The 20409-nt window shown below is 62.4% G+C and carries 19 protein-coding genes; 5 read left to right on the top strand and 14 right to left on the bottom strand.

Annotation, left to right across the window (positions count from 1 at the left end; genetic code table 11):
* Positions 1-315 precede the first annotated feature (315 nt).
* Positions 316-720, bottom strand: a complete 405-nt coding sequence (locus tag ACO1XS_RS21210) for a DUF4399 domain-containing protein (protein ID WP_414720263.1) — start codon at positions 718-720, stop codon at positions 316-318.
* A gap of 75 nt (positions 721-795) precedes the next feature.
* Positions 796-1218 (bottom strand): DUF4399 domain-containing protein, encoded by a 423-nt coding sequence (locus ACO1XS_RS21205; protein ID WP_486391629.1) that lies wholly within the window; start codon positions 1216-1218, stop codon positions 796-798.
* Between the two features lie 186 nt (positions 1219-1404).
* On the opposite strand from ACO1XS_RS21205, the gene ACO1XS_RS21200 reads away from it, so the two are divergent.
* Complete coding sequence (locus tag ACO1XS_RS21200; RefSeq protein ID WP_486391628.1) at positions 1405-2541, top strand: formylglycine-generating enzyme family protein; 1137 nt, start codon at positions 1405-1407, stop codon at positions 2539-2541.
* Between the two features lie 79 nt (positions 2542-2620).
* On the opposite strand, the gene ACO1XS_RS21195 is transcribed toward ACO1XS_RS21200, so the two are convergent.
* The 7 genes from ACO1XS_RS21195 to ACO1XS_RS21165 form a co-directional block, all read right to left on the bottom strand.
* The gene (locus ACO1XS_RS21195; RefSeq protein ID WP_486391627.1) at positions 2621-4123 is read right to left on the bottom strand and encodes a SulP family inorganic anion transporter; all 1503 of its coding nucleotides are present in this window, start codon (positions 4121-4123) and stop codon (positions 2621-2623) included.
* Positions 4124-4191: 68 nt separating this feature from the next.
* Positions 4192-5088, bottom strand: coding sequence for a formylglycine-generating enzyme family protein (locus tag ACO1XS_RS21190; RefSeq protein WP_486391626.1), 897 nt, complete (start codon positions 5086-5088; stop codon positions 4192-4194).
* 79 nt (positions 5089-5167) lie between these two features.
* Positions 5168-6535: an arylsulfatase gene (locus tag ACO1XS_RS21185; protein WP_486391625.1), complete on the bottom strand. Its 1368-nt coding sequence runs from the start codon at positions 6533-6535 to the stop codon at positions 5168-5170.
* Between the two features lie 97 nt (positions 6536-6632).
* Positions 6633-7493, bottom strand: coding sequence for an ABC transporter ATP-binding protein (locus ACO1XS_RS21180; RefSeq protein ID WP_486391624.1), 861 nt, complete (start codon positions 7491-7493; stop codon positions 6633-6635).
* Complete coding sequence (locus tag ACO1XS_RS21175; protein WP_486391623.1) at positions 7490-8392, bottom strand: ABC transporter permease; 903 nt, start codon at positions 8390-8392, stop codon at positions 7490-7492. Before ACO1XS_RS21175 ends, ACO1XS_RS21180 begins: the two co-directional genes overlap by 4 nt.
* Before the next feature lies 1 nt (position 8393).
* Positions 8394-9836: an ABC transporter substrate-binding protein gene (locus ACO1XS_RS21170; RefSeq protein ID WP_486391622.1), complete on the bottom strand. Its 1443-nt coding sequence runs from the start codon at positions 9834-9836 to the stop codon at positions 8394-8396.
* A gap of 287 nt (positions 9837-10123) precedes the next feature.
* Positions 10124-10747: a cadmium resistance transporter gene (locus tag ACO1XS_RS21165; RefSeq protein ID WP_486391621.1), complete on the bottom strand. Its 624-nt coding sequence runs from the start codon at positions 10745-10747 to the stop codon at positions 10124-10126.
* A 351-nt stretch (positions 10748-11098) separates the two neighbouring features.
* Here ACO1XS_RS21165 and ACO1XS_RS21160 point away from each other — a divergent pair, with 351 nt between their 5' ends.
* On the top strand, positions 11099-11872 hold the full coding sequence (locus tag ACO1XS_RS21160; protein ID WP_486391620.1) for a GntR family transcriptional regulator: 774 nt from the start codon (positions 11099-11101) through the stop codon (positions 11870-11872).
* Positions 11873-12004: 132 nt separating this feature from the next.
* On the opposite strand, the gene maiA is transcribed toward ACO1XS_RS21160, so the two are convergent.
* From maiA to gtdA, 3 genes are all read right to left on the bottom strand, one after another.
* Complete coding sequence (gene maiA / locus ACO1XS_RS21155) at positions 12005-12646, bottom strand: maleylacetoacetate isomerase (protein WP_486391619.1); 642 nt, start codon at positions 12644-12646, stop codon at positions 12005-12007.
* A 28-nt stretch (positions 12647-12674) separates the two neighbouring features.
* A complete protein-coding gene (locus tag ACO1XS_RS21150; protein ID WP_486391618.1) occupies positions 12675-13373 on the bottom strand; it encodes a fumarylacetoacetate hydrolase family protein in 699 nt (232 codons plus the stop codon).
* 77 nt (positions 13374-13450) lie between these two features.
* Entirely contained in the window at positions 13451-14497 is a 1047-nt protein-coding gene (gene gtdA / locus ACO1XS_RS21145) for a gentisate 1,2-dioxygenase (protein WP_331570440.1), read from the bottom strand.
* Positions 14498-14687: 190 nt separating this feature from the next.
* On the opposite strand from gtdA, the gene ACO1XS_RS21140 reads away from it, so the two are divergent.
* On the top strand, positions 14688-15608 hold the full coding sequence (locus tag ACO1XS_RS21140; protein ID WP_331570438.1) for a LysR family transcriptional regulator: 921 nt from the start codon (positions 14688-14690) through the stop codon (positions 15606-15608).
* Here ACO1XS_RS21140 and ACO1XS_RS21135 read toward each other — a convergent pair.
* Complete coding sequence (locus ACO1XS_RS21135) at positions 15597-16547, bottom strand: universal stress protein (protein WP_331570436.1); 951 nt, start codon at positions 16545-16547, stop codon at positions 15597-15599. The two genes, ACO1XS_RS21140 and ACO1XS_RS21135, sit on opposite strands and share 12 nt — an antisense overlap.
* Positions 16548-16670: 123 nt before the next feature.
* Entirely contained in the window at positions 16671-17972 is a 1302-nt protein-coding gene (locus ACO1XS_RS21130) for an NRAMP family divalent metal transporter (protein WP_331570434.1), read from the bottom strand.
* A 319-nt stretch (positions 17973-18291) separates the two neighbouring features.
* On the opposite strand from ACO1XS_RS21130, the gene ACO1XS_RS21125 reads away from it, so the two are divergent.
* Both ACO1XS_RS21125 and ACO1XS_RS21120 read left to right on the top strand, forming a co-directional pair.
* The gene (locus ACO1XS_RS21125; RefSeq protein ID WP_331570432.1) at positions 18292-18492 is read left to right on the top strand and encodes a hypothetical protein; all 201 of its coding nucleotides are present in this window, start codon (positions 18292-18294) and stop codon (positions 18490-18492) included.
* 311 nt (positions 18493-18803) lie between these two features.
* Entirely contained in the window at positions 18804-20237 is a 1434-nt protein-coding gene (locus ACO1XS_RS21120; protein WP_331570430.1) for an MBL fold metallo-hydrolase, read from the top strand.
* Positions 20238-20409: the final 172 nt, after the last annotated feature.

Raw genomic sequence — 20409 nt, 5'->3', positions numbered from 1 at the left:
CACGGCCGTCGAGTTCTTTGGCGACGCTCAGGTCTTCGATCATCAGCGTTTTCATGACAGTTCTCCAAAAGATTAAGCAAAGGGACTTCGAGGATAGTGAGCTGCAAGTGTTGCGGGCTCGGGTCTCTTACTGCACAGGCTGTGCCAGGCGCGCGACGCGACCCTGCCGGCAGTGCGCGAAGGCTTGCCGGTATTGACGCTGAGTGACGAGGGAAACGCAGGCCGGTGTCGCCGCTCGCGATACTTCGAACGGCGTGTGACGGTGCACAGACAACAGATCGGGGAGAATGTGTCGGCCGCGAGCCGACACTCACATCATTTGACGATGATCGTGATCTTCTTCGAATGGATGGGGGGATTGTGCGGGGTGTGATCGAAGTCGCCCATCAGCAACTGCAGCGTGTGCTTTCCGGGTGGAAGATCGAGCATGGTCTCGGTCTGGCCTGCCCCAAAGTGCAGATGATTCCTGTCCGAAGGTATTTTCTCGTCCATGGACGGCAGGTCCGTATCGATCAACAAATGGTGGTGGCCCGTATTGGGAAACTTCACCCCGGCCGGCGCGACGCCCATGTAGCGCAGCCCGAACCAGACGCGAAACGGCTTGCCCGCCGGCAACACCTGGCCGTCGTTAGGCCAGCCGATATAGACGGTGGCACGCGGGTCGGCCGGGGTGCTGCCGGCCCATGCGAGCGGCGCCGAGACGAGCAGCGCGGCAGCCATCGCTTGGGCGACCAATGGGGCGACACCTGCGGCGAAGGAAAATCTCTTGTTCATGGTGTCTGTCTCCGGGTCGGGCTACGTCACAGTGATCGTGATCTTTTTCGATTGAACGGGGGGGTTGTGCGGCACGTGGTTGTAGTCACCCATGAGCAATTGCAGCGTATGTCTTCCGGGAGGAAGCTCGATGCGCGCCTCCGTCTCGCCCGCGCCGAAATGCAGATGGTTTCGGTCGGACGGAATCGGCTGATCCATTGGCGGCAGATCCGTATCGATCAGCAGATGATGATGACCGACATTGGGCCGATCGATACCCTTCGGACACAACCCCATGTTGCGCAGGCCCATGCGCACCCAGAAGCCGCCCTTGATGACAGCGCCGTCGTAAGGCCAGATGATGTAAACCTCGGCACCAGGCGGCGAGGCCGTCGGGCCAGCGAACGACGTCCGCGGTGCGAGCACCGCCGCCGCCCACGCGATGAGCATCGTCCTTCGTTGCATGGTGTGTCCCCTCGTTCGTCGAATCATTGCGCCGGGCGATTCGCGCCCATGCCGGCGAGCACCTATCCTCGCCTATGAGCGAGGTCCGCTACTGCGCGGTGGCGCACAGACTATCGGCTCTTCCCTGCGCGCAAACTACGGGTCTATCGCGATGGATGCTTGGGCGGAACAATGAGGAGACTGAACATGTGGCGACGACTCGTGTTCCTGAGCCTGATCGCGTCGACTTTGGCTGCGGGGCCCGGATGGTCCAACGCAGGGGTGCTGCCAAAGGACAGCGCGGAGCAGTACGAAATCACGTTCTGGGATTCGATCAAGGACAGCACTTATGCGGGCGACTATGAGGCGTACCTGAAGGCCTATCCGAACGGCCGTTTCGCTCCGCTCGCACAGGCGCGCATCGCCCGCCTGCGTGCCGCGGCTTCCGCTCCCACTCCTGGGCAGTCGCCGGCGGCACGGCAGGGCGCAGCGCAGCCGCCCTCGCCGCCGCCATCGGCTACGTCACCGCCAGCATCGCCCAGGCAGCCATCCTCACGCCCCGTATCCCCGCCCGTGGGCGCACCGCCTACGGCCGCAATGCCGCCGCAGTCGCCGCCATCCGCGGCAAACCACGAAATAAGGGACTGCGCCACCTGCCCGGCTTTGATCGAGGTCGACCCCGGCACATTCACGATGGGCAACAACTCGGACGACCCGTCGGAAAAGCCGGCCCATCGGGTGACCATCGCTCATCGCTTCGCGCTTGCCAAATACCCGGTCACGGTCGCGCAATGGAACATGTGTGTCGCAGCGAGCGCATGCCTGCGCCCTGCGAGCGAAGGGGGGCAAGGTCCGAACGCGCCTGTGCATGACGTGAGTTGGGACGACGCGCAGCAATATCTGAAGTGGCTCACGAAAACGACCGGCAAGCCATATCGGCTGCCGACCGAGGCCGAATGGGAATATGCCGCTCGCGGCGGCACGACGACGCGCTACTGGTGGGGCGATGCGATGAGCAAGGGCCACGCCAACTGCAAGGACTGCGGCCCGCCGTGGCGCGCCGATTCGCCAGCTGACGTCGGCTCGTTTGCCCCCAATCCGCTCGGCTTTTACGACATGAACGGCGGCGTATGGGAATGGGTCAGCGATTGCTGGCACAGCTCCTACAAGAACGCGCCGTCCGACGGGCGCTCATGGGAAGACCCGTTTTGCCAATCGCGCGTGATTCGCGGCGGCTCCTGGCTCGACGGCGCGGGCTATATGCTGTCGTCGACGCGCTTCAAGTACGACGGCAGCGTCCGCTACACGGCAAACGGCTTTCGCGTGGCGCGCGATCTGAAGTGAGCGGTGAGCGCGGCGCGCCGTCGGCTATCGTCTCGGGCAAAACATTCAGATAGGAGGGTCATCGACGCGCAGGCGCCCCTCAGCCGACATTGAGATTACCGCTGAGTCGTGCGTGGAACGCGCGACTTCGTTCGTCGAGACCGGTGAACACCACGGCGGCGTCGTGCTGCCGATACTTCATCTGGATGGAATCGAGCGCGGCCACCGTCGATGCGTCCCAGATCTGCGACTTCGAGAAATCGATGACCACCAGGCGCGGATCGGCCGCGTACTCGAAGCGGTCCACCAGGTCGTTGCTGCTGCCGAAGAATAGCGGACCGTGCACCTCGTAACGCACGCTTTGTCCGTCGTCCGACATGGCGCGCGTGGTACTGATCACATGCGCAACGCGGCGCGCGAACAACACCATCGCCAGCAGCACGCCGCCCATCACCCCAAGAGCAAGATTGCCGGTATACACCGTCAACGCCACGGAGACCGCCATCACCGACGTTTCCATCAGCGGCATCCGCTTTAACGTAGCGGGGTGCAAGCTGTGCCAATCGACGGTCTTCACCGCGACAACCATCATCACCGCGGCAAGCGCGGCCGTCGGGATACGCGCCATCACCGGACTTAGCCCGGTCATGAGCAAAAGTAGTGTGAATGCGGCGGCGAGCGTGGAGACGCGTGTGCGGGCGCCCCCGATACCGACGTTGACCACCGTCTGGCCGATCATCGCGCAACCGGCGATCCCGCCGAACGCGCCCGCGCAAAGATTGCCGAGCCCGAGCGCCCAAGATTCGCGCGCCTTGTTGGAGCGCGTCTGCGTCATTTCGTCGACGAGTTTGGCCGTAAGCAAGGTTTCCAGCAACCCCACGAACGCGATGCTGGTCGCGGTCTGCCATACGATCTTCAGCGTACTCAAGTCGAACGGTACCGTCCATGCCGTAAGCCCCGGCAAATCCGCTCGACCGGGATGAGCACCGCTGACCGTCGGCACGCTCCATTGCAGCCCGACGGCAATGCCGGTCGCGACCACGATCGCGATAAGCGGAGAAGGCACGGATCGCAGGAATCGCGGGCCGACCAGCACGATAGCGAGCGTGATCGCAAAGACCACATATACCTCGAATGGCTTGTCGATCACGTGCGGCAACTGTGCGCAAAAAATCAGAATGCCCAGCGCGTTGACGAAGCCGAGCATCACCGAGCGCGGAATGAAGCGCACGATGCGCGAGAAGCCCATCAAGCCGAAGGCAACCTGAACCATCCCGCCGAGCAGCGCCGCCGGCAAAATGTAGCCCGTGCCATGGGCGCGAACCATCGGGCCGACGACGAGCGCCACCGAACCCGCCGCCGCGGTGACCATCGCGGGCCGCCCCCCGACGAGCGACGTAACGAGAAGCAGTACCACTGAGGCAAAGAGCGCGGAATACGGCTCGACCCCCGAAATAAACGAGAAGGAGATGACCTCGGGGATCAGCGCGAGGCTCGTCACCACGCCCGCGAGGATTTCGCGCTGCAGTTCGGCGCGCGACGTGGGCAACGCAACGTGCGACGCGGCGCGCGGGGTATCGATCCTGCTCACAGGATGTGTCATATCGGTACTCGGTTGTTTGAGACATAAGACGCGGCACACGTCATCGCATATGGAGCGCCGCGAACGGATCACGTCCGTACGATGCATCGAAAGCCGATATGGCTGGTCGACGTATCGAGCGTCTGGCCCTGACGTGCCGCAGGCCGGTAGCGCAGGCAATAGGCCGGCGCGCATAAATGCGATCCACCCTTCACCACGTTGCGCACGTCCGGAGCGTGAGAGCCCGTCGACGGGATGCAGCACGACTTCACATCCGCGACGCCAGGCGGCTGGCCGTAACGGGTCACGGTCCACTCCCACACGTTGCCCGCAACGTCGTAAAGCCCATAACCATTCGGCGGGAACGACTTCACCGGCGAAGTGCGTTCAAAACCGTCGAGCACAGCGTTGCTCCACGGAAATTCGCCTTGCCACGTATTCGCCATCTGCCGACCCTCGGGCGTGAATTCATCGCCCCAGGGATACACCGCACCATCGAGACCGCCGCGGGCCGCATATTCCCACTCGATCTCGTTCGGCAGAGACTTCCCTGCCCATGCCGCGTAGGCGCTCGCATCCGCGAGCGACACATGCACGACCGGATGGTCGGCGAGACCGCCCAGATCGGTGTCCGGCCCTTGGGGGCGGCGCCAGCACGCGCCCGGCACATAAGCCCACCATTGCCGAAAGTCGTGCAGGCTCACCCGCGACTGCGGCTGCGTGAACACCAGCGAGCCGGGGCACAGAAGCGCCGGATCGGCGTCGGGATACAGCGCCGGATCGGGCTGCCGCTCCGCGAGCGTGACGTAGCCGGTCGCCTCGACGAAAACAGCGAACTGCGCGTTCGTCACCGGGTGCGCGTCGATCCAAAAATCGGGAGCAGTGGCGCGCCGCGCCGGACGTTCCTCGCGATAAAAAACATCGGAGCCCATCGTGAAGTCGCTGCCTCTGATCCACACCATCCCTTCGGTGCGGGCAGCGTTCATGGAAGGCGCCGCCGCTTTTGCGGAGCAGCAGCATGCGGGCTTCTCGAGTTTGATGTCCATGATCGGCGCGCCCATGGCGTTATGCGTTGAAGACCGACTTCGGCACGAAGTCGAGCTCGGAGCCCGGCGGAATCAGCGCCTCCTGCTTCACGCTGTCCTCGAACTCCCGCACGACGCGATGCGCGTGCTGCATCACCCACCACCGCACGTAGCGCTGATTGACCGCCTCGCGTTCCTTGGGATCTTCCTGCAGATGCGTGATGCGCGCGAAGCCGAGCGGCAGCTCGGGGTCGTGAAAATGCTGCTGGCGCTTGAAGTTGATCTTGAAGTCTTTCCACTTCACCGCATGCAGCTCGTCCTTGAGCCATACCATGCACGACTCGCGGTTCGAGCTCTCCTGTTCACCGAGGAAAAACGCGGTCTGGTCCTTACCATCGATGAGCCGGTCCTTCGGCGTGTCGCTTCCCGCGAACTTGAGCAGCGTCGTGAAGAGATCGGTGACGTGGACCATCTCGTTGCTTTCCACGCCCGCCGGAATACGACCCGGCCACCGCGCCAGCAGCGGCGTGCGGATGCCGCCCTCCGCCGAGCTGAAGTACGAGCCGTCGAAGAATCCGCCGGTGCCGCGTCCTGCCAGATGGTCCTCCGCGCCGTTGTCGCCGCACAAGATGACGATCGTGTCGTCCGCCACGCCGAGACGGTCGAGTTCGTCGAGCAGCACGCCGAAATCGTGATCTAGCATCAACAGGCAATCGCCCCATTCACCGTTGGTGCTCTTGCCGACGAACTCGTCGCGCGGCGACATCGGAAAGTGCATCAGCGAGTGATTGAAGTAAAGAAAGAACGGCTCGTCGTTTTTGACGCAACGCTGCATGAAGTCGAGTCCGCGCTTCTGGTACTCGAGGTCGCAGGTCTTCTTGGTTTCCATCGTGAGCTGCTCGTCGAGCAGCGGCCTCGCGCCCTGGCCCTTGAAGCCCTCGTGCATGTGCGAGTAGCCATCCCGCTCGGGCACGTAGTGGGGATCCTCCAACCACATGCACTCGTCATAGGTACGCAATGGGCCATACCATTCGTCGAAACCGTGATCGGTCGGAAAACGCCCGTCTTCCGCGCCGATGTGCCATTTCCCGAGGCACGAGGACTTGTATCCGCCCTGCGCCAGCAGTTCGGCGATGGTGACCTCCCAGCTCACGAGGCCGCCGCCGTTGCCCCCCAGCGCGATCGTGTGATTGCCGGAGCGGATCGGGTAGCGGCCCGTCATCAACGCTGAACGCGTCGGCGTGCATTGCGGCTCGACCACGTAGTGCGTGAGCTTGGTGCCCTCCTTGCAGAAGGCATCGATACGCTTGGTATCCGCGCCGCGCAGTTTGCCGCCGCCGTAGCAGCCGAGTTCCCCCATGCCCAGATTGTCGACGTGGAAGAACAGGATGTTCGGTTTCTTGCTCATTGCAAAACTCCATCGGATCGAGAACGTTATCCCCCGCCCTCGGTTAGGGACGCTTTTCGCGTTGTGTCTTACTGCGCCAAATGCTGGCTCGACAGGATCAGAGCATCTCTTCGACGCCGTTCGGGCCCATCTCCATGCTGAAACCCTCCACGCCGCCCGGTCCCAGTTCGGATCCCATCGCGGCGAGCGATTCCTCGCGAATCAGGCCTTTGAGGCGATGCACCAACTCGATGAATTCGGGCGTATCCAGCATCGCTGCCGAACGCGGACGCGGCAGCGGCACGCGTATTTCGGTCTTGATGCGGCCAGGCCGCGCCGTCATCACGTAGATGCGGTCCGACAGGAAGACGGCTTCCTCGATGTCATGTGTGATGAACAGCACCGACAGCCGGAAGCGCTGCCACATGTTCGTCAGGATCTCCTGCATGACGGTCCGCGTTTGCGTGTCGAGCGCGCCGAACGGTTCGTCCATGAGCAACACCTGCGGGTTGGCCGCAAGCGCGCGCACGATGCCGATGCGCTGCTTCATGCCCCCCGACAATTGATCCGGATAGTGGTTTTCGAACGTCAGCAGCCCCGCAAGGCCGAGCAGCGTGCGGGCAGTGCTTTCGCGTTTGGCACGCGAGACGCCTGCCATCTTCAGGCCGAACTCGACGTTCTCTCGCACACGCAGCCAAGGGAATAGCGAATACTGCTGAAACACCACGCCGCGTTCCGCGCCGGGCTTTTTGATGAGTACGCCGTCAAGCGTGACCGTTCCTTGCGTCGGTTTCGTAAAGCCCGCCGCAATGCTCAGCAAGGAGGACTTGCCGCAGCCCGATGGCCCGATCAGCGAAACGAACTCATGCGGTTCGACGGTCAGCGATACGTCCTTGACTGCTTCGGTCTCGGCGTTGCCCGAGCCGAACACGACGCCGACGTTGCGGCACTCGATGCGGCCTTTGTTTGCGTTGCTCATTTGCGCGCTCCGTTGACGTATGCGAGCCATGGCATCGAGAACTGCCCGACGAGACGGATCGCGCCGCTGCAGACGAGACCCAGGGCGCCGATCGTGATCATGCCGAGGACGATCGCCGGATAGTTGACGAGCGAATAGGCTTCCCACGTGTAGTAGCCGACGCCGTACTGCCCCGCGATCATTTCGGCCGCGATGAGCGACACCCAAGCCACCCCCATACCTACCGCCAGCCCTGTGAAGATATTGGGCAGGACGCCTGGCAAGATCACATGCCAGAACAGTTGGGCTTCGCTCGCGCCGAGACAGCGGCCGGCGCGCAGCAGCACGCCATCGAGCGACTCGACGCCATCGACCGTGTTGAGCAGGATCGGATAGAACGCGCCGATGAACGTGATGAACACGATCGACGACTCCGTTGTCGGCCATAACATGATCGACAACGGCACCCAGGCGATCGCCGGGATGGGCCGCAGCACTTCGATCGCCGGCATGAGCAACTGCTTCACGATGCGATATCGTCCGATCACCAAGCCCAGTCCTACGCCCGAGAGCAGTGCGACGAAAAATCCCAGGAAGATGCGTCGCAAGCTGTTGCCGATGTTCGTCGAAAACGTGCTTGACCCGGCGACATGCACTGCCGCATGAAACACGTCGAGCGGAGTCGGCACGTCCTGAAAGCGGACATAGAACTGGACCCGATAGCGCGTGCCGAGATACCAGACCAGGAATGGCGCGCCGAGCGAAGCAATCGCGAATGCGAGCCTCACGGCGACCGCTTGCGCACCGTTCGGCGCCGAGGCTTGCTTACGGACGCCGTTACTTGACACAGCGGCCGGCGGTTTCTCTCCAGGCAACGACGATGCGCCGTTCTTGATCTCGAGATCGAGGGAGCCTTCCATGTCACTTCCCTCCCTTGCCGACCGCGCTCAACGCCTGCGCAAAGTTCACGACCGTCTCGCCCGAGTTCTTCGCACTCGCCTCGGCATCGCGCTTGAGCATGAACGATCCGATGTCCGGTCTTTTTCCATTCGCAGCGCCGAGCGTATAAAACGCGGCATCCGCAAAGACCTTCACGCCGAGCGTCTTGTCCATCAGATAGACCGCGTCGACCTTCTTGCCTTGCGCGCGATACGCGTTCACACCTTCGAGCGTGCATGCAGCGGAGCTGAACGAGGCGACCTTGCCGCCTTCGGCCCAAATCTGTCCCGCCTGCGACGGATCGCCGATCGGCGCGTTGCACACCGTGTCGTTGCCCTGCACCTGATAGTTGGAGAAGTCTGCGAGCTGCGCGTCGTAATTGCGCCCGGACTCCTTGAAAGCCTCGCGCACGAAGGCGTCGTTCACCCATTTGTCGATGTCGAGGTCTTTCACCATGTCGAGCTTCTTGAGCACCGCATAGTCCGCCTTCAACGCGGCGACCCAGCGTGGCTTGATGGTTGGGTCGAGCGTATCGATGCCGCCTGGTCCCAGGAAGATGTACGCTACCTCCTTGTCCACCTTGGTCCACGATTGAATCTTTTCCGCGGCCTGCTCCGGATCGCGGCGGACCCAATCGTCGGCTTCCATCAAAGCCCTGATGTAAGCCGTCACGATCTCCGGATATTTCTGGCCGAAGTCCTTGCGGACCACCACGCCATGAAACGTCGGCTGTCCCGTCTCGGCACCGTCGAAGATCTTGCGCGCGAAGCCGCGATAGGGCAGCAACTCGGCGAACGGCACGAAGTCCGCATGCGCGTCGATTCGTTTTTCCTGGATGCTCGTACTGCCGACTTCCGGCGACTGGTTCACGAGCGCGAAGTAGTCGCTCGGCAGATGCCGGCTCTGCAACGCGGCGAGCAGCATGCCGTGGGCGGCGGAGCCGAACGGCACCGACACGCGCTTGCCTTTCAGATCGCTCAAATCGTAGTAAGGCGAATCTTTCGGTACGACGATGCCGTTGCCGCCGCCGTGCGCGTTATAGGCGATTACCGCGACGAGTTCGGTATCGTTGTTCGTTGCGTGCCCCGTCGCCCCGTTCACGAGCAGCGGATAGTCGCCCATCATGCCGATCTGCAACTTGCGCGCGATCATGGCGTTGGTGATGGGCGGCCCGGAAGTCGCGTTTTGCCACGTCACGTTGTAGGCGACATCCTTGTACTTTCCCGTATGCGGCAAATATTTGTCGAGCAGATGGAGCTGCTTGATGACGATGCCGCCCGTGACTGTGTTCGTCGTGGTGTCTTGCGTGCCGATGCCGATGTCGATCGTTTCCGCGTGTGCGGCGCCTCCGAACGCCGGCATGGCGCCGATTGCGACGAGCGAGGCACTGCTCAACGCCCGGCCTACCAAAGCTCTGATTCGCATGGTGTAACCCTAAGAGTGAGTGACATGAATCGGGTCCCTGCTCCGCCCGCGTGGGATCCAGCCAGAAACATCAACCGTCGACATCGACCGTCTGCCTTTCGACACGATCTCCGTGGACATAACTCGTCATTACAAGTTGGCGAATCTATGCAAGCCCTATGCCAACGTTTACCGGGGGCAACAACCGCCGACTTGCCCTTCTTTCAGCCTCTGTCGCGCCTCACGATTGCGCGCGAGCAGGTTGTCGGTGCAGAAACGGTTCCGGCTTGGTGCAAGCTTGCGCGGCATCAGGCAAGCGAACAGATCCACGGAAACGTACGGAAGCGAATAAACAAAGACGCGCCGATAGCCACCGCCATGAATGGCGCAACGCGCCTCGCCGCGAACTGCAACGCCGGGATCGACGAGCGGGAGCCTGCGCTCCAGAATGCGCAAAGACAGAGCAATGCCGTAAGCAATCCAAACGCCCCCGCAATGAATGTCATCTGGGACGGGGCGCGATCCATCATGACGCTCGAATAAACCATCACGTTGTCGATCGCGCCGGAAGTCGTCACAGCAGCCACCGTCGCTACGCGCCCGAACGTTCCGTGGCCCGGACTCTCCCGGCACACCGCATTTTCGTTTCGCGGCCCATCTCGCCGGCACAATTGTGCGATTCGCTTCAGCCCCGCCAGCAGCGGCACGGCGCCGACTAGACCGACCAACGGCGAATGCGCCACCCATCCCGAGCGCATGACCGCAATCGATATCGCCAACTGGGTCGCCATGCTGAGGAATTGCCCCGCGACGATCTCCATCGCGCGATAACGCTCGTTACTGAAAAATCCGAGCAGCAGTGCATATCCATCGACGTTGGTCGAAACATAAGCGGCCGTCGCGGTGACGATCAGGGCGGGCAAAGCGTCCAATTTTCTCTCCGTTAGTGCTTCACTCATCTACTCGTCATGACAAGACATGACATGTAGTCCCAAGCAAGGACGATGCCAATCGTGGAAACGCGGTTCGCTCGGGCTTTTTTTTCGGCGGTGCGCTTCATGCAGGTGCGACCTGGCACACGCATCAGTCATTCTCGCCATAAGTCGGTGCGTGACGCCGTATGCTCGAAACCGAATGCCGTCAAAAAACGAGGTCTTGAAATGACACGCCATCCCATGACATGACATGATGGGTTTTTGGGTCGTCAACGCAGATATGCAGCGGTATAATCTTCCATCGCCAAAGCTGCATCGTGGAATCCCCCGTGCTCCCGCTCATCGACCATGCAGACAAGCCAGATCGCCTTCGAACCCGACTCGCCGGTTCCGCTCTATCAGCAAATCAAAGATACGCTGCGTAGCGGTATCCTCGACGGAAGGTACCCTCCGCATAGCCGCATGCCATCGGAGAGTGAACTGCAGGCGATGTTCGAGGTGAGCCGCATCACGATCCGGCAGGCGCTCGGCGATCTTCAGAAGGAAGGGCTGATCTTCAAGGTGCACGGCAAGGGCTCATTCGTGTCGCAGCCGAAAGCGGCGCAGAACATCACGTCCCTGCAAGGCTTCGCCGAGGCCATGTCGAGCGAAGGACACGAAATCGTCAATCGCGTGGTCTCTTTCACTTTCGTTCCAGCCAACGCCGAGGTCGCCGCGAAGCTCATGCTTCAGGAGGGTGAGAAGGTGGCGGAGATTCATCGTGTGCGCCTGCTCAATCGCGAGCCGACATCCTACGAAATTACGTTCCTGCCCGAATCTCTCGGCAAGAAGCTGATGCGTGCCGACCTCGCCACGCGCGACATTTTTCTCATGCTCGAGAACGATTGCGGCATTGCCCTGGGCAGTGCAGACCTGAGCATCAACGCTATACCCGCGCGCCCACCTGTTGCACGCGCGCTCGAGATCAAACGCGATGCGCCTGTGCTTCGCGTCGAACGGCTGACGCACGACAGCAACGATCACCCCGTCGACTTCGAATACCTGTATTTCAAGGGCGATACGTTTCAGTTCCGGTTGCGAGTGAATCGTGAACGTTCCGCAAAGGGGCGTCGGAAGGCTTGAGGCGGTGGCTGCCTGATGGCGCTGCGAATGGAGTGGCGCGCCCCGGAAGCGCGCCCGTGCAATAGCCAAGCCAAGGTTCGTTAGTGGGCTCGAGGACGGCGCGTGCGCCATTCTCGAGTCCACAACTTGATGTCAAGCCACGTAATCGGGCTGACGCTGTGGCTGGGCGGCAACGAATGCAGCGTGTTGCGATGCGTGCTCATAGACGGCCAGGCTGCGCTTGTACGCCCCCAGGCTGCAGTCCATGCGCAACGCGTTGGCCATCTGCGGTACGAGGCACACATCCGCCAGCGTCGGCTGCGCGCCGAAGCACCACGGGCCTTCGTTGCTGCGTTCGAGCAGACGCTCGACGGCGGCCATGCCCTCCGCAACCCAGTGTCGATACCACTGCGTTTTCTGTTGCGGCGTAACTTTCAGCTCCGTTTCCAGATAACGCAAGACGCGCAGGTTGTTGAGCGGATGGATGTCGCACGAAATCGCGGTCGCCAGTTCGAGCACGCGCGCCCGCCGTTCCGGTTCCAGCGGAACGAGGCGAGGCTCGGGATATTTCCGGTCGAGATAGTCGAGGATCGCAAGCGACTGGCCCAGGCTGAATTCGCCGTCGATCAGCACGGGCACCGACGCCGACGGATTCACGTTCGCCACATAGTCGGTCGCGCGATGTTCGCCGATCCGAATATTGACGGGCAGCGTGTCGTACGCGAGGCCCTTGAGTGCCAGCGCAATGCGCACGCGGTACGAGGTGGAGCTGTTGAAGAAACTATGGAGTTGCACGGCCGTGTCTTCCGTTGATAGCGCTGCGTCACACGATGCGAACGGTCAATTCACCCAGATGCTCGATGCCGACCTTCATCAGATCGCCCGCCTTCACCGCGCCGACGCCCTCCGGCGTGCCCGTGAAAATGACGTCGCCTGGTTCGAGGCGGAAGAACTTCGACAGGTAGGCGACCGTCTCCGCTACCGACCAGATCAGATGCGACACATCGCTCTTCTGCCTCGTCTCGCCGTTGACGGTCAACCACAGTCCCGCGTTTTGGATGTGGCCGACGGCGCTTGCGGGATGAATCGGGCCCATCGGCGCGGAACGGTCGAACGCCTTGCCGATTTCCCACGGGCGCCCCATTTCGCGCATCTTCATCTGCAGGTCGCGACGGGTCATATCGACGCCGACGGCGTAGCCCCACACATGATCGAGCGCCTGCTCGACTTCGATGTCCGCGCCACTCTTGCCGATCACGGCCACGAGTTCCGCTTCGTAGTGATAGTTCTGCGTCTGCGACGGATACGTCAGTTCAAGCGTTTCGCCATAGGCGACGGGGACGACGGCATCGGTCGGCTTGCAGAAGAAAAACGGCGGCTCGCGATCGGGATCGAAGCCCATTTCGCGCGCATGCGCCGCGTAGTTGCGGCCCACGCAATAAACGCGGCGCACCGCGAATTGAGCGTCACTTCCAGCGACGGGAACAGCGACGGGCGCTTCGGGAGTGAAAACGAAAGCCATGATGGGGTCGACTCGACAAGTGAAAGGATGGAGGGCGCGCCCTGTGACCGGGCGCGCAAAGATCAGGATGCGCCCGCCTAGCTGCGCTCTTCGCGCAGCAGATTCAGCGCGGCGAGCACCGGACGGTCCGAATAGCTGAACAGCACGCTTTCCGCCGACGCCGAAAGTTGCACGGGTTCCCACGACGGGGCGACGAAAACGTCATGCGGCTCGAACGTGAATTCGTCGCTGCCGATCTTCACGCTGCCCTTGCCTTCGACGACGCAATACACGGTGGCGTCGGTGCTGCGATAGGCGCGGCCCGTAAAGCCCGCCGGCAGGTACTGCATGAAGGTGGCAATCGTTGGCATCGGCCAGCCCCCCGTCGCCGGGTTGACGTAGCGCAGCTTCACGCCGTCCCAGTCGTCGAGCTCGCCGTTGCGATACAGCGCATCGAGCGCTTCCCGGCTGCGTTCGTACGGGTAGCTGAAAATCGGCGAAGTCGGATCGGACGCGCGATGCCGCATCGGCACCATGTTGTGACCGAATCTCGCGAAGCTGTCGCCTTCGGGACGCGAGATGGGTTGAGTCGCCTCAGGGTAGTTTTCGGCGAAACCCGCGTCCATCTGCGCGACGAGCGGAATATCGAGGCCGTCGAGCCAGACCACGGGCTCGCCGCCTTCTTCTGCCGACGGATTGCCGTGGTCGTGCCACGCCCACGACGGCGTGATGATGAAATCGCCCGGATGCATCGTCGTCCGCTCGCCGTCGACGGCCGTCCACGCGCCCTTGCCCTCGACGATGAAGCGCAGCGCCGACTGCGTATGACGGTGGCTGGGGGCGATCTCGCCGGGCAGAATCAGCTGAAGCCCCGCATAGAGGTTCGGCGTCATGCTCGACTTGCCGGACAGCCCGGGGTTCTCGAGCACCAGCACGCGGCGAACGGCTTCCTCGGCGCTGATCACGCTGCCCGCCTCCATCACGAGATCGCGTACCTGTGCGTACTTCCAGATCGCGGGCTGTGCCTTCGGCTGCGGCGCTTTCGGAACGAGGCTGTGCAGCGATTCCCATAGCGGCGCCATGTGCTGGCGGGCGATCTGCTCGTAGTAAGCGGCGCGCGATGCGTCCGGACGATTGTTGGTCATTTGCGTCTCGTTTCGATGTCTCGGGGCGCACGCGCTGTGCCGGCGCCGCATTGAATAGATGGTTCGATCGACCTCGTGCACTCTTTATATGCGATAGACCTATGCTTAGTAAAATGGTTAAATCATCTAATCCATGTGTTTTCGGATATACCTCCGGAACCTGGCGACATCGTGACCGGAGGGCTGCGCGATGGACTGGACATACCGTCTGCGTCTGCGACATCTGCAATTGCTGCTGAGCCTGGCGGAAACGGGCAATCTGAGCCAATCGGCCACGGCGCTCAATACGACGCAGCCGGCGCTGTCGAAATGGCTGAAAGAGCTGGAGAAAGACGTCGGCCTGCCGCTTTTCGAACGGCATGCGCGAGGTTTGCGGCCCACAGGGCCCGGCGAGGCGCTGATCGAGCACGCCCGGCGCATCGGAGCCCATCTCGACACCGCTCGCGACGACATGCAGGCGCTGCGCGAAGGCGGCAGTGGCCTCGTGAGCATCGGCACGTCAGGCGTAGCGGCGGCGGACACGGTGCCGCTCGCCGTGTCGCGGCTGCTCGCGCGCATGCCGCGGGCGCAGGTGCGTCTCGTCGAAAGCACGATGAATCAGCTGATGCCGCAGCTCGCGCGTGGCGAACTCGATATCGTCGTCGGCCGCTCGGGGGAGCAGTACGAGGACGCGCAGTTGCAAAGCGAGACGCTTTATACCGAACTGATCGACTTCGTCGCCCGTCCGAATCATCCGCTGACCCAAAAGGCCATGCTCGAGTGGGACGACGTTCTCGCCTACTCGTGGGTCGTCTGGCCGCAAGGCACACCGGTGCGCAATGCGCTGGAGACGGCGCTCGCGGCCGCCGGGCGCACGCTGCCGGCTCATTGCGTCGAATCCAATTCGTCGGTTCTGAACCTCACACTGTTGAACAACACGGATTTGCTGGGCGTCGCCTCGCATCGGCCCGCACTCCGCTTCCAGCAACTGAACGCGCTTCAGATACTGCCAATGGAATTGCAGGGCTTCGGCTCGGTATCGATCTACTGGCATCCGGAGAACGAAAATCGGGCCGCGGTGGCCATGGCGCTGGAGGCGCTGCGCGCCTACGCCGACGGATCACGCCTCTAGCGCATGCACGAGCAGAAGTGGCGTCTGGGAAAGGTGCGCTACGCGCCCTGCGACAGTGCCCAGCATCCAGCGAGCCACGCCGCGTCGCCCATGCGTGCCCATTACGATCAGGTCGGCCTGCCAATGGCCAGCCTCCCGAACGATTGCGTGGGCGACGTCGTCGTCGGTGCGGGCTGTCCTGACAAGTCTCGTGCTTGATCGTCCCGATGCGCCAGCAAGAATTGGCTCTGCTTGTGCGAGTGCATGCGTACCTTCGTCAACGAAGCCAGCCTCGAGCGCATCGATGGGTACGAAGTCGCCCAAGCGCACCGCGCGATCGACCACATAGATGGCCCGGACATGGGTGTCGAGCGTCGCGAACTGGACGCCGTAATGCAGCGCCGCCATTGCCTGACGGCTGCCATCCACCGCGAATAAAATGCGCTCCGGCGGGCGATCGGCCTTGACCGTATAGGCTGCGGGCACGATCAGAATCGGGCAGCGGGAAAGTTTTGCCAAGGGCTCGGAGATGGTGCCCTCGATCCAACGCAGCAAACCGTGGTGTTGCCGGGTCCCAACCACGAGCAGTTCGGCCTGCCACGTGTCGGCCGCTTCGATGAGCGCGTGGACGACATCGCCGCCGTGCGTCGAGAGATCGATCGCATCCGTTTCGACGCGGATGTTGCACTGGGCGAAGGCCTCGCTCGCTACGGCCAGCGCGTCAGCGGCGTCGCGCAACAATTCAGCGCGCGCTGAACCTAGAGCTTCGCCGACGAACGAACCCGTTGGAACGAGCGTGCGAGGGTTTTCGGCGACGCTCACGAGACGCACCGTGCCGCCCTGCGCGACGATATTTCGTGCATAAGCGACGGCGTGCCGCGATGCCGCGGACGAATCGACCGCGATGAGAACTTTGCCGGGTAGCGTTGGCGTCGGGCTGCGTGAAGTCGACGTGTTCATGGTTCGCCCCTTGCGATGGGTGTGAGGTCTCGTCTACTGGAATTCTGTGGGTCGGAGATGTTTCGTCGTTTGATGGAGGTCAAGGCCGACGTGATAACTGTCTTACCCGAGTGATGCAGTGCCCTACCGGGGCAGCAGCATTGCCACGGCCGCGGCGCCCATCACTGCCGTCGCGATCCAGCCAAGAACGATCAGTGGACGACTTGCGGTGAAAGCGCCCATCACCGACTTCTTCGAAACCAGCATGATGATGACCACCATCAACGGCACGGCGACCACACCGTTGACGACAGCACTCCAGAAGAGCGCCTTCATCGGGCTGATCGGCGAGTACTGGATGCCCAGCGCCGCAAGCACGCTAACGGCAATGATGGCGTAGAAGCCGCGCGCATCGTTCACCTTGCGTTCAAGCCCCTCCTTCCAGCCCATCGCCTCGGAAAGCGCATAGGCTCCCGATCCGGCCAACACGGGCACGCCGATCAGGCCGACCCCGAGAATGCCGAGGGCAAACAGGAGATAAGCGAACTCGCCGGCCAGCGGGCGTAACGCGCTCGCTGCCTGCGCTGCAGTCGAGATGTCGGTGACGCCGGCTGCATGCAGCGTGACCGCGGTCGCCAGGATGATGAAATAGGCGGTGACGTTGGAGTAAAGCATGCCGCTCCACGTATCCCACCTGATTCGTCGAAGTTCCGCGACGGCGGCACGCGTGTCTTGCAGGAGCGCCTCGCTGCCGTGGTGTGCCGCCATGTCCTCGACCTCTTCGGATGCCTGCCAAAAGAAGAGATATGGGCTGATGGTCGTACCGAAAACACCGACGATCACGGCTGCGGCGTTCGTGTCCAGTGTGAATCTGGGCCACAGTGTACGAACCGCAATCTGGCTCCATGGAACATCGACGGTGAACAGTACCGCTGCATAGGCTAGCAGCGAGACGGTCAGCCACTTCAGGAAGAAGACGTAGCGATGATAGGGGACGAACATCTGCAGTAAAAGCGTACCGAACACGAAGCATGCCGTCATCAGGTGGCGGTCCACGCCGCTGACCAGTTCCGCGACCTCCCCCATGGCAGCGACGTCGGCGGCAATGTTCAGGGTATTGGCGACGAGAAGTAGCAGCACGACGCCTCGAAGCACAATGGGCGGAAAGGCAGACTTGATGTTGGCGGCAAGTCCTTTGCCAGTCACCCGGCCGAGATTCGCGCACATCGACTGAACGGCAGCCATCAACGGGAACGCCAATGGCATCGTCCAGAGCATGTTGAAGCCGAATTGAGCACCCGCCTGGGAATAGGTGGCGATGCCGCTGGGGTCGTCGTCAGCCACCCCGGTGATAAGTCCAGGCCCGATCCGCGACAGCGGGTGCTCCTTCAGACGCTCCCACAGCATCCGAAAGGTGCCGATGCGCGCCGCCTGGTCGATGTTCATTTAGGGCTCCATTAATGGGAACGAGCGTGCCACCTGCCACTTGCTTCTTTTTTTTGATCGACCTCAAGTTATGCCTCGACCGGACGTCCAGAATTCGGATATCGGCACGCGATCAATGTAGCGACTGTCTCGCGGTGCCGGCTTGATTTGCATCAATCCGGTTTGCTGGGCGCGCGCGTAGGATAAAAGCGTCGCGTCGCCATCGCCTGCAACGCCAATCCCATGCAAACCATTCCTCGCCGCGAACTCCGCGCTGAAGAATGAAGATTCCCGTCACGATTCTGATGCTGCTCGATCGCGGCAGACAGGAAGGAGACGAATGATGCTGAGCCTTCACGAGGTCGCTGCGCTATTGCTGGTCAAGGACGGGCACGCGCTGAAACAAATCGATCGAGCCGAGTTGGAAATGCTGTCCGAGCACGAACTGATCACGCTCGAAAACCGCGAGAACACAGATGTCCGCGCACGCGTCACGTACCGCGGCGAGTCTATGCTGCGGGCGATCGGAAGAAAGCGCTAGCGCGAGCCCGCGCGGCGCGCAGGCCTGGTACTGCACGACGGACATCCGGTTTCGGTCGCGATCAGCACGGGACTCGACGACGATACGCACACCGAAGTTCTGGACGGCTCCCTGCAGCCCGGCGACATGGTGATCGTTCGTGCCATATCCGCGCATATCCGCGTGCGAGCGTTACGCGCATTCGCACGAATACAGTTTCGCGCGGCACGCCCCGGTTTCGTTGATGTGGATCAGGAGAAAGCTTCGGAGAATCCGCATCATGAAGTCATGCTCGAGGGCATCGAGAATCACGGGATTGCACGGAGCCACGCATGAAACTGACTTTCCTGGGCGCCACCGAGACGGTCACCGGCTCGAAATACCTCCTTGAAGGCGCAGGACTGCGCCTGTTGATCGATTGCGGACTGTTTCAGGGCACCAAGAACCTGCGGCTGCGCAATTGGGCCCCGCTGCCGGTGCCCGTCGATACGCTGGATGCCGTGATCCTGACCCATGCTCATCTAGACCACTCCGGGTACTTGCCCGTGCTTGCACGCATGGGCTACCGGGGCCCCGTGTATGGCACGTCGGGCACAGTGGACCTGTGCGGCGTGCTGCTCAGAGACAGCGCCAAGCTCCAGCAAGAAGAGGCCGACTTTGCGAATCGCCATGGCTTCTCGAAGCACCACCCTGCGCTTGCGCTTTATACGATGGACGATGCCGAGCGCGTGCTCAAGCAACTCGTGCCGTGCGATTTCGACCAGTCCGTCAGGTTGCAAAACGGCGTGTCCTTTTGCCTGCTTCCGGTCGGACATATCCTCGGCGCCGCAAGTCTGCTCGTACATATGGGTGGAAAGTTGATCGCGTTTTCCGGCGATATCGGCCGGCCCGTCGATCCGATCCTGCGCCCTCCGATGCCGCTCGCGCATGCCGACTACCTTGTCGTCGAATCGACCTACGGCGACCGCCTCCATCCCGATAGCGATCCAGCGGCCGAACTCGAGACGATCTTCGCGCGGACGTTCAAGCATGGCGGCGTCGTCGTCATTCCGTCCTTTGCCGTGGGCCGCACGCAGTCGATTCTGCGGTACATCGCGTTGCTGAAGGAAACGGGACGGATGGCGAACGTTCCCGTCTATCTCGACAGCCCGATGGCCATCGATGTGACCGAACTCTACCGGCACCACCTTCGCGAACATCGGCTCACGATCTCGCAGGCAGACTCGATCCGCAAGGCCGCGACGATGGTACGCACCGTCGATCAGTCAAAGCAGCTGACGGCCCGGCATGGACCGATGGTCGTCATTGCGGGCAGCGGCATGGCCACCGGTGGCCGCGTGCTGCATCACCTGAAGGCGTTTGCGCCCGATTCGCGCAACACCATCGTGCTCGTCGGTTATCAGGCGGCGGGCACGCGCGGGGCGGCCCTCGAGGCGCACGCGCCCACGCTCAAGATTCACGGTGAATACGTGCCGGTGCGGGCGGCGATCGAATCGATCTCGTCGCTGTCGGCACATGCCGACTATCGCGAGACGCTCGCGTGGCTCGGCTCGCTGTCGACCCCGCCCGAGCGCACCTTCATCACGCACGGCGAGCCGGCAGCAGCCGATGCGCTGAGACGCCGGATCGAGGAAACGCTGCATTGGCGCTGCGAGGTGCCGACCTACCTCGAATCGGTCGAACTGCCGGCGGCGCCGTGCAGCCAACCCGCGCAGGACGTCGCGATCGGGACCTGCGACGAACGCACCGATCATTGCCGCTTCTGAGCCTTTCGGCGGACAGGTTTCCAATGCATATCGGTTCCGGCCCTCGCGAGCCCCAGGCAATCTGCGCGGCAGTCCACACGCGGGGATACTGGCGCGCGCTATTCGAGCGCGTGCCCACACCCGGGTTCCTTGCGACGTGTTCCATGTCGCGCGCCTAGCTCCGGACCGCTTC

The sequence above is a fragment of the Trinickia sp. genome, assembly GCF_057351765.1.
Note: the sequence above shows the minus strand (reverse complement) of the source record. Positions and strands in the feature narration are given on the sequence as shown.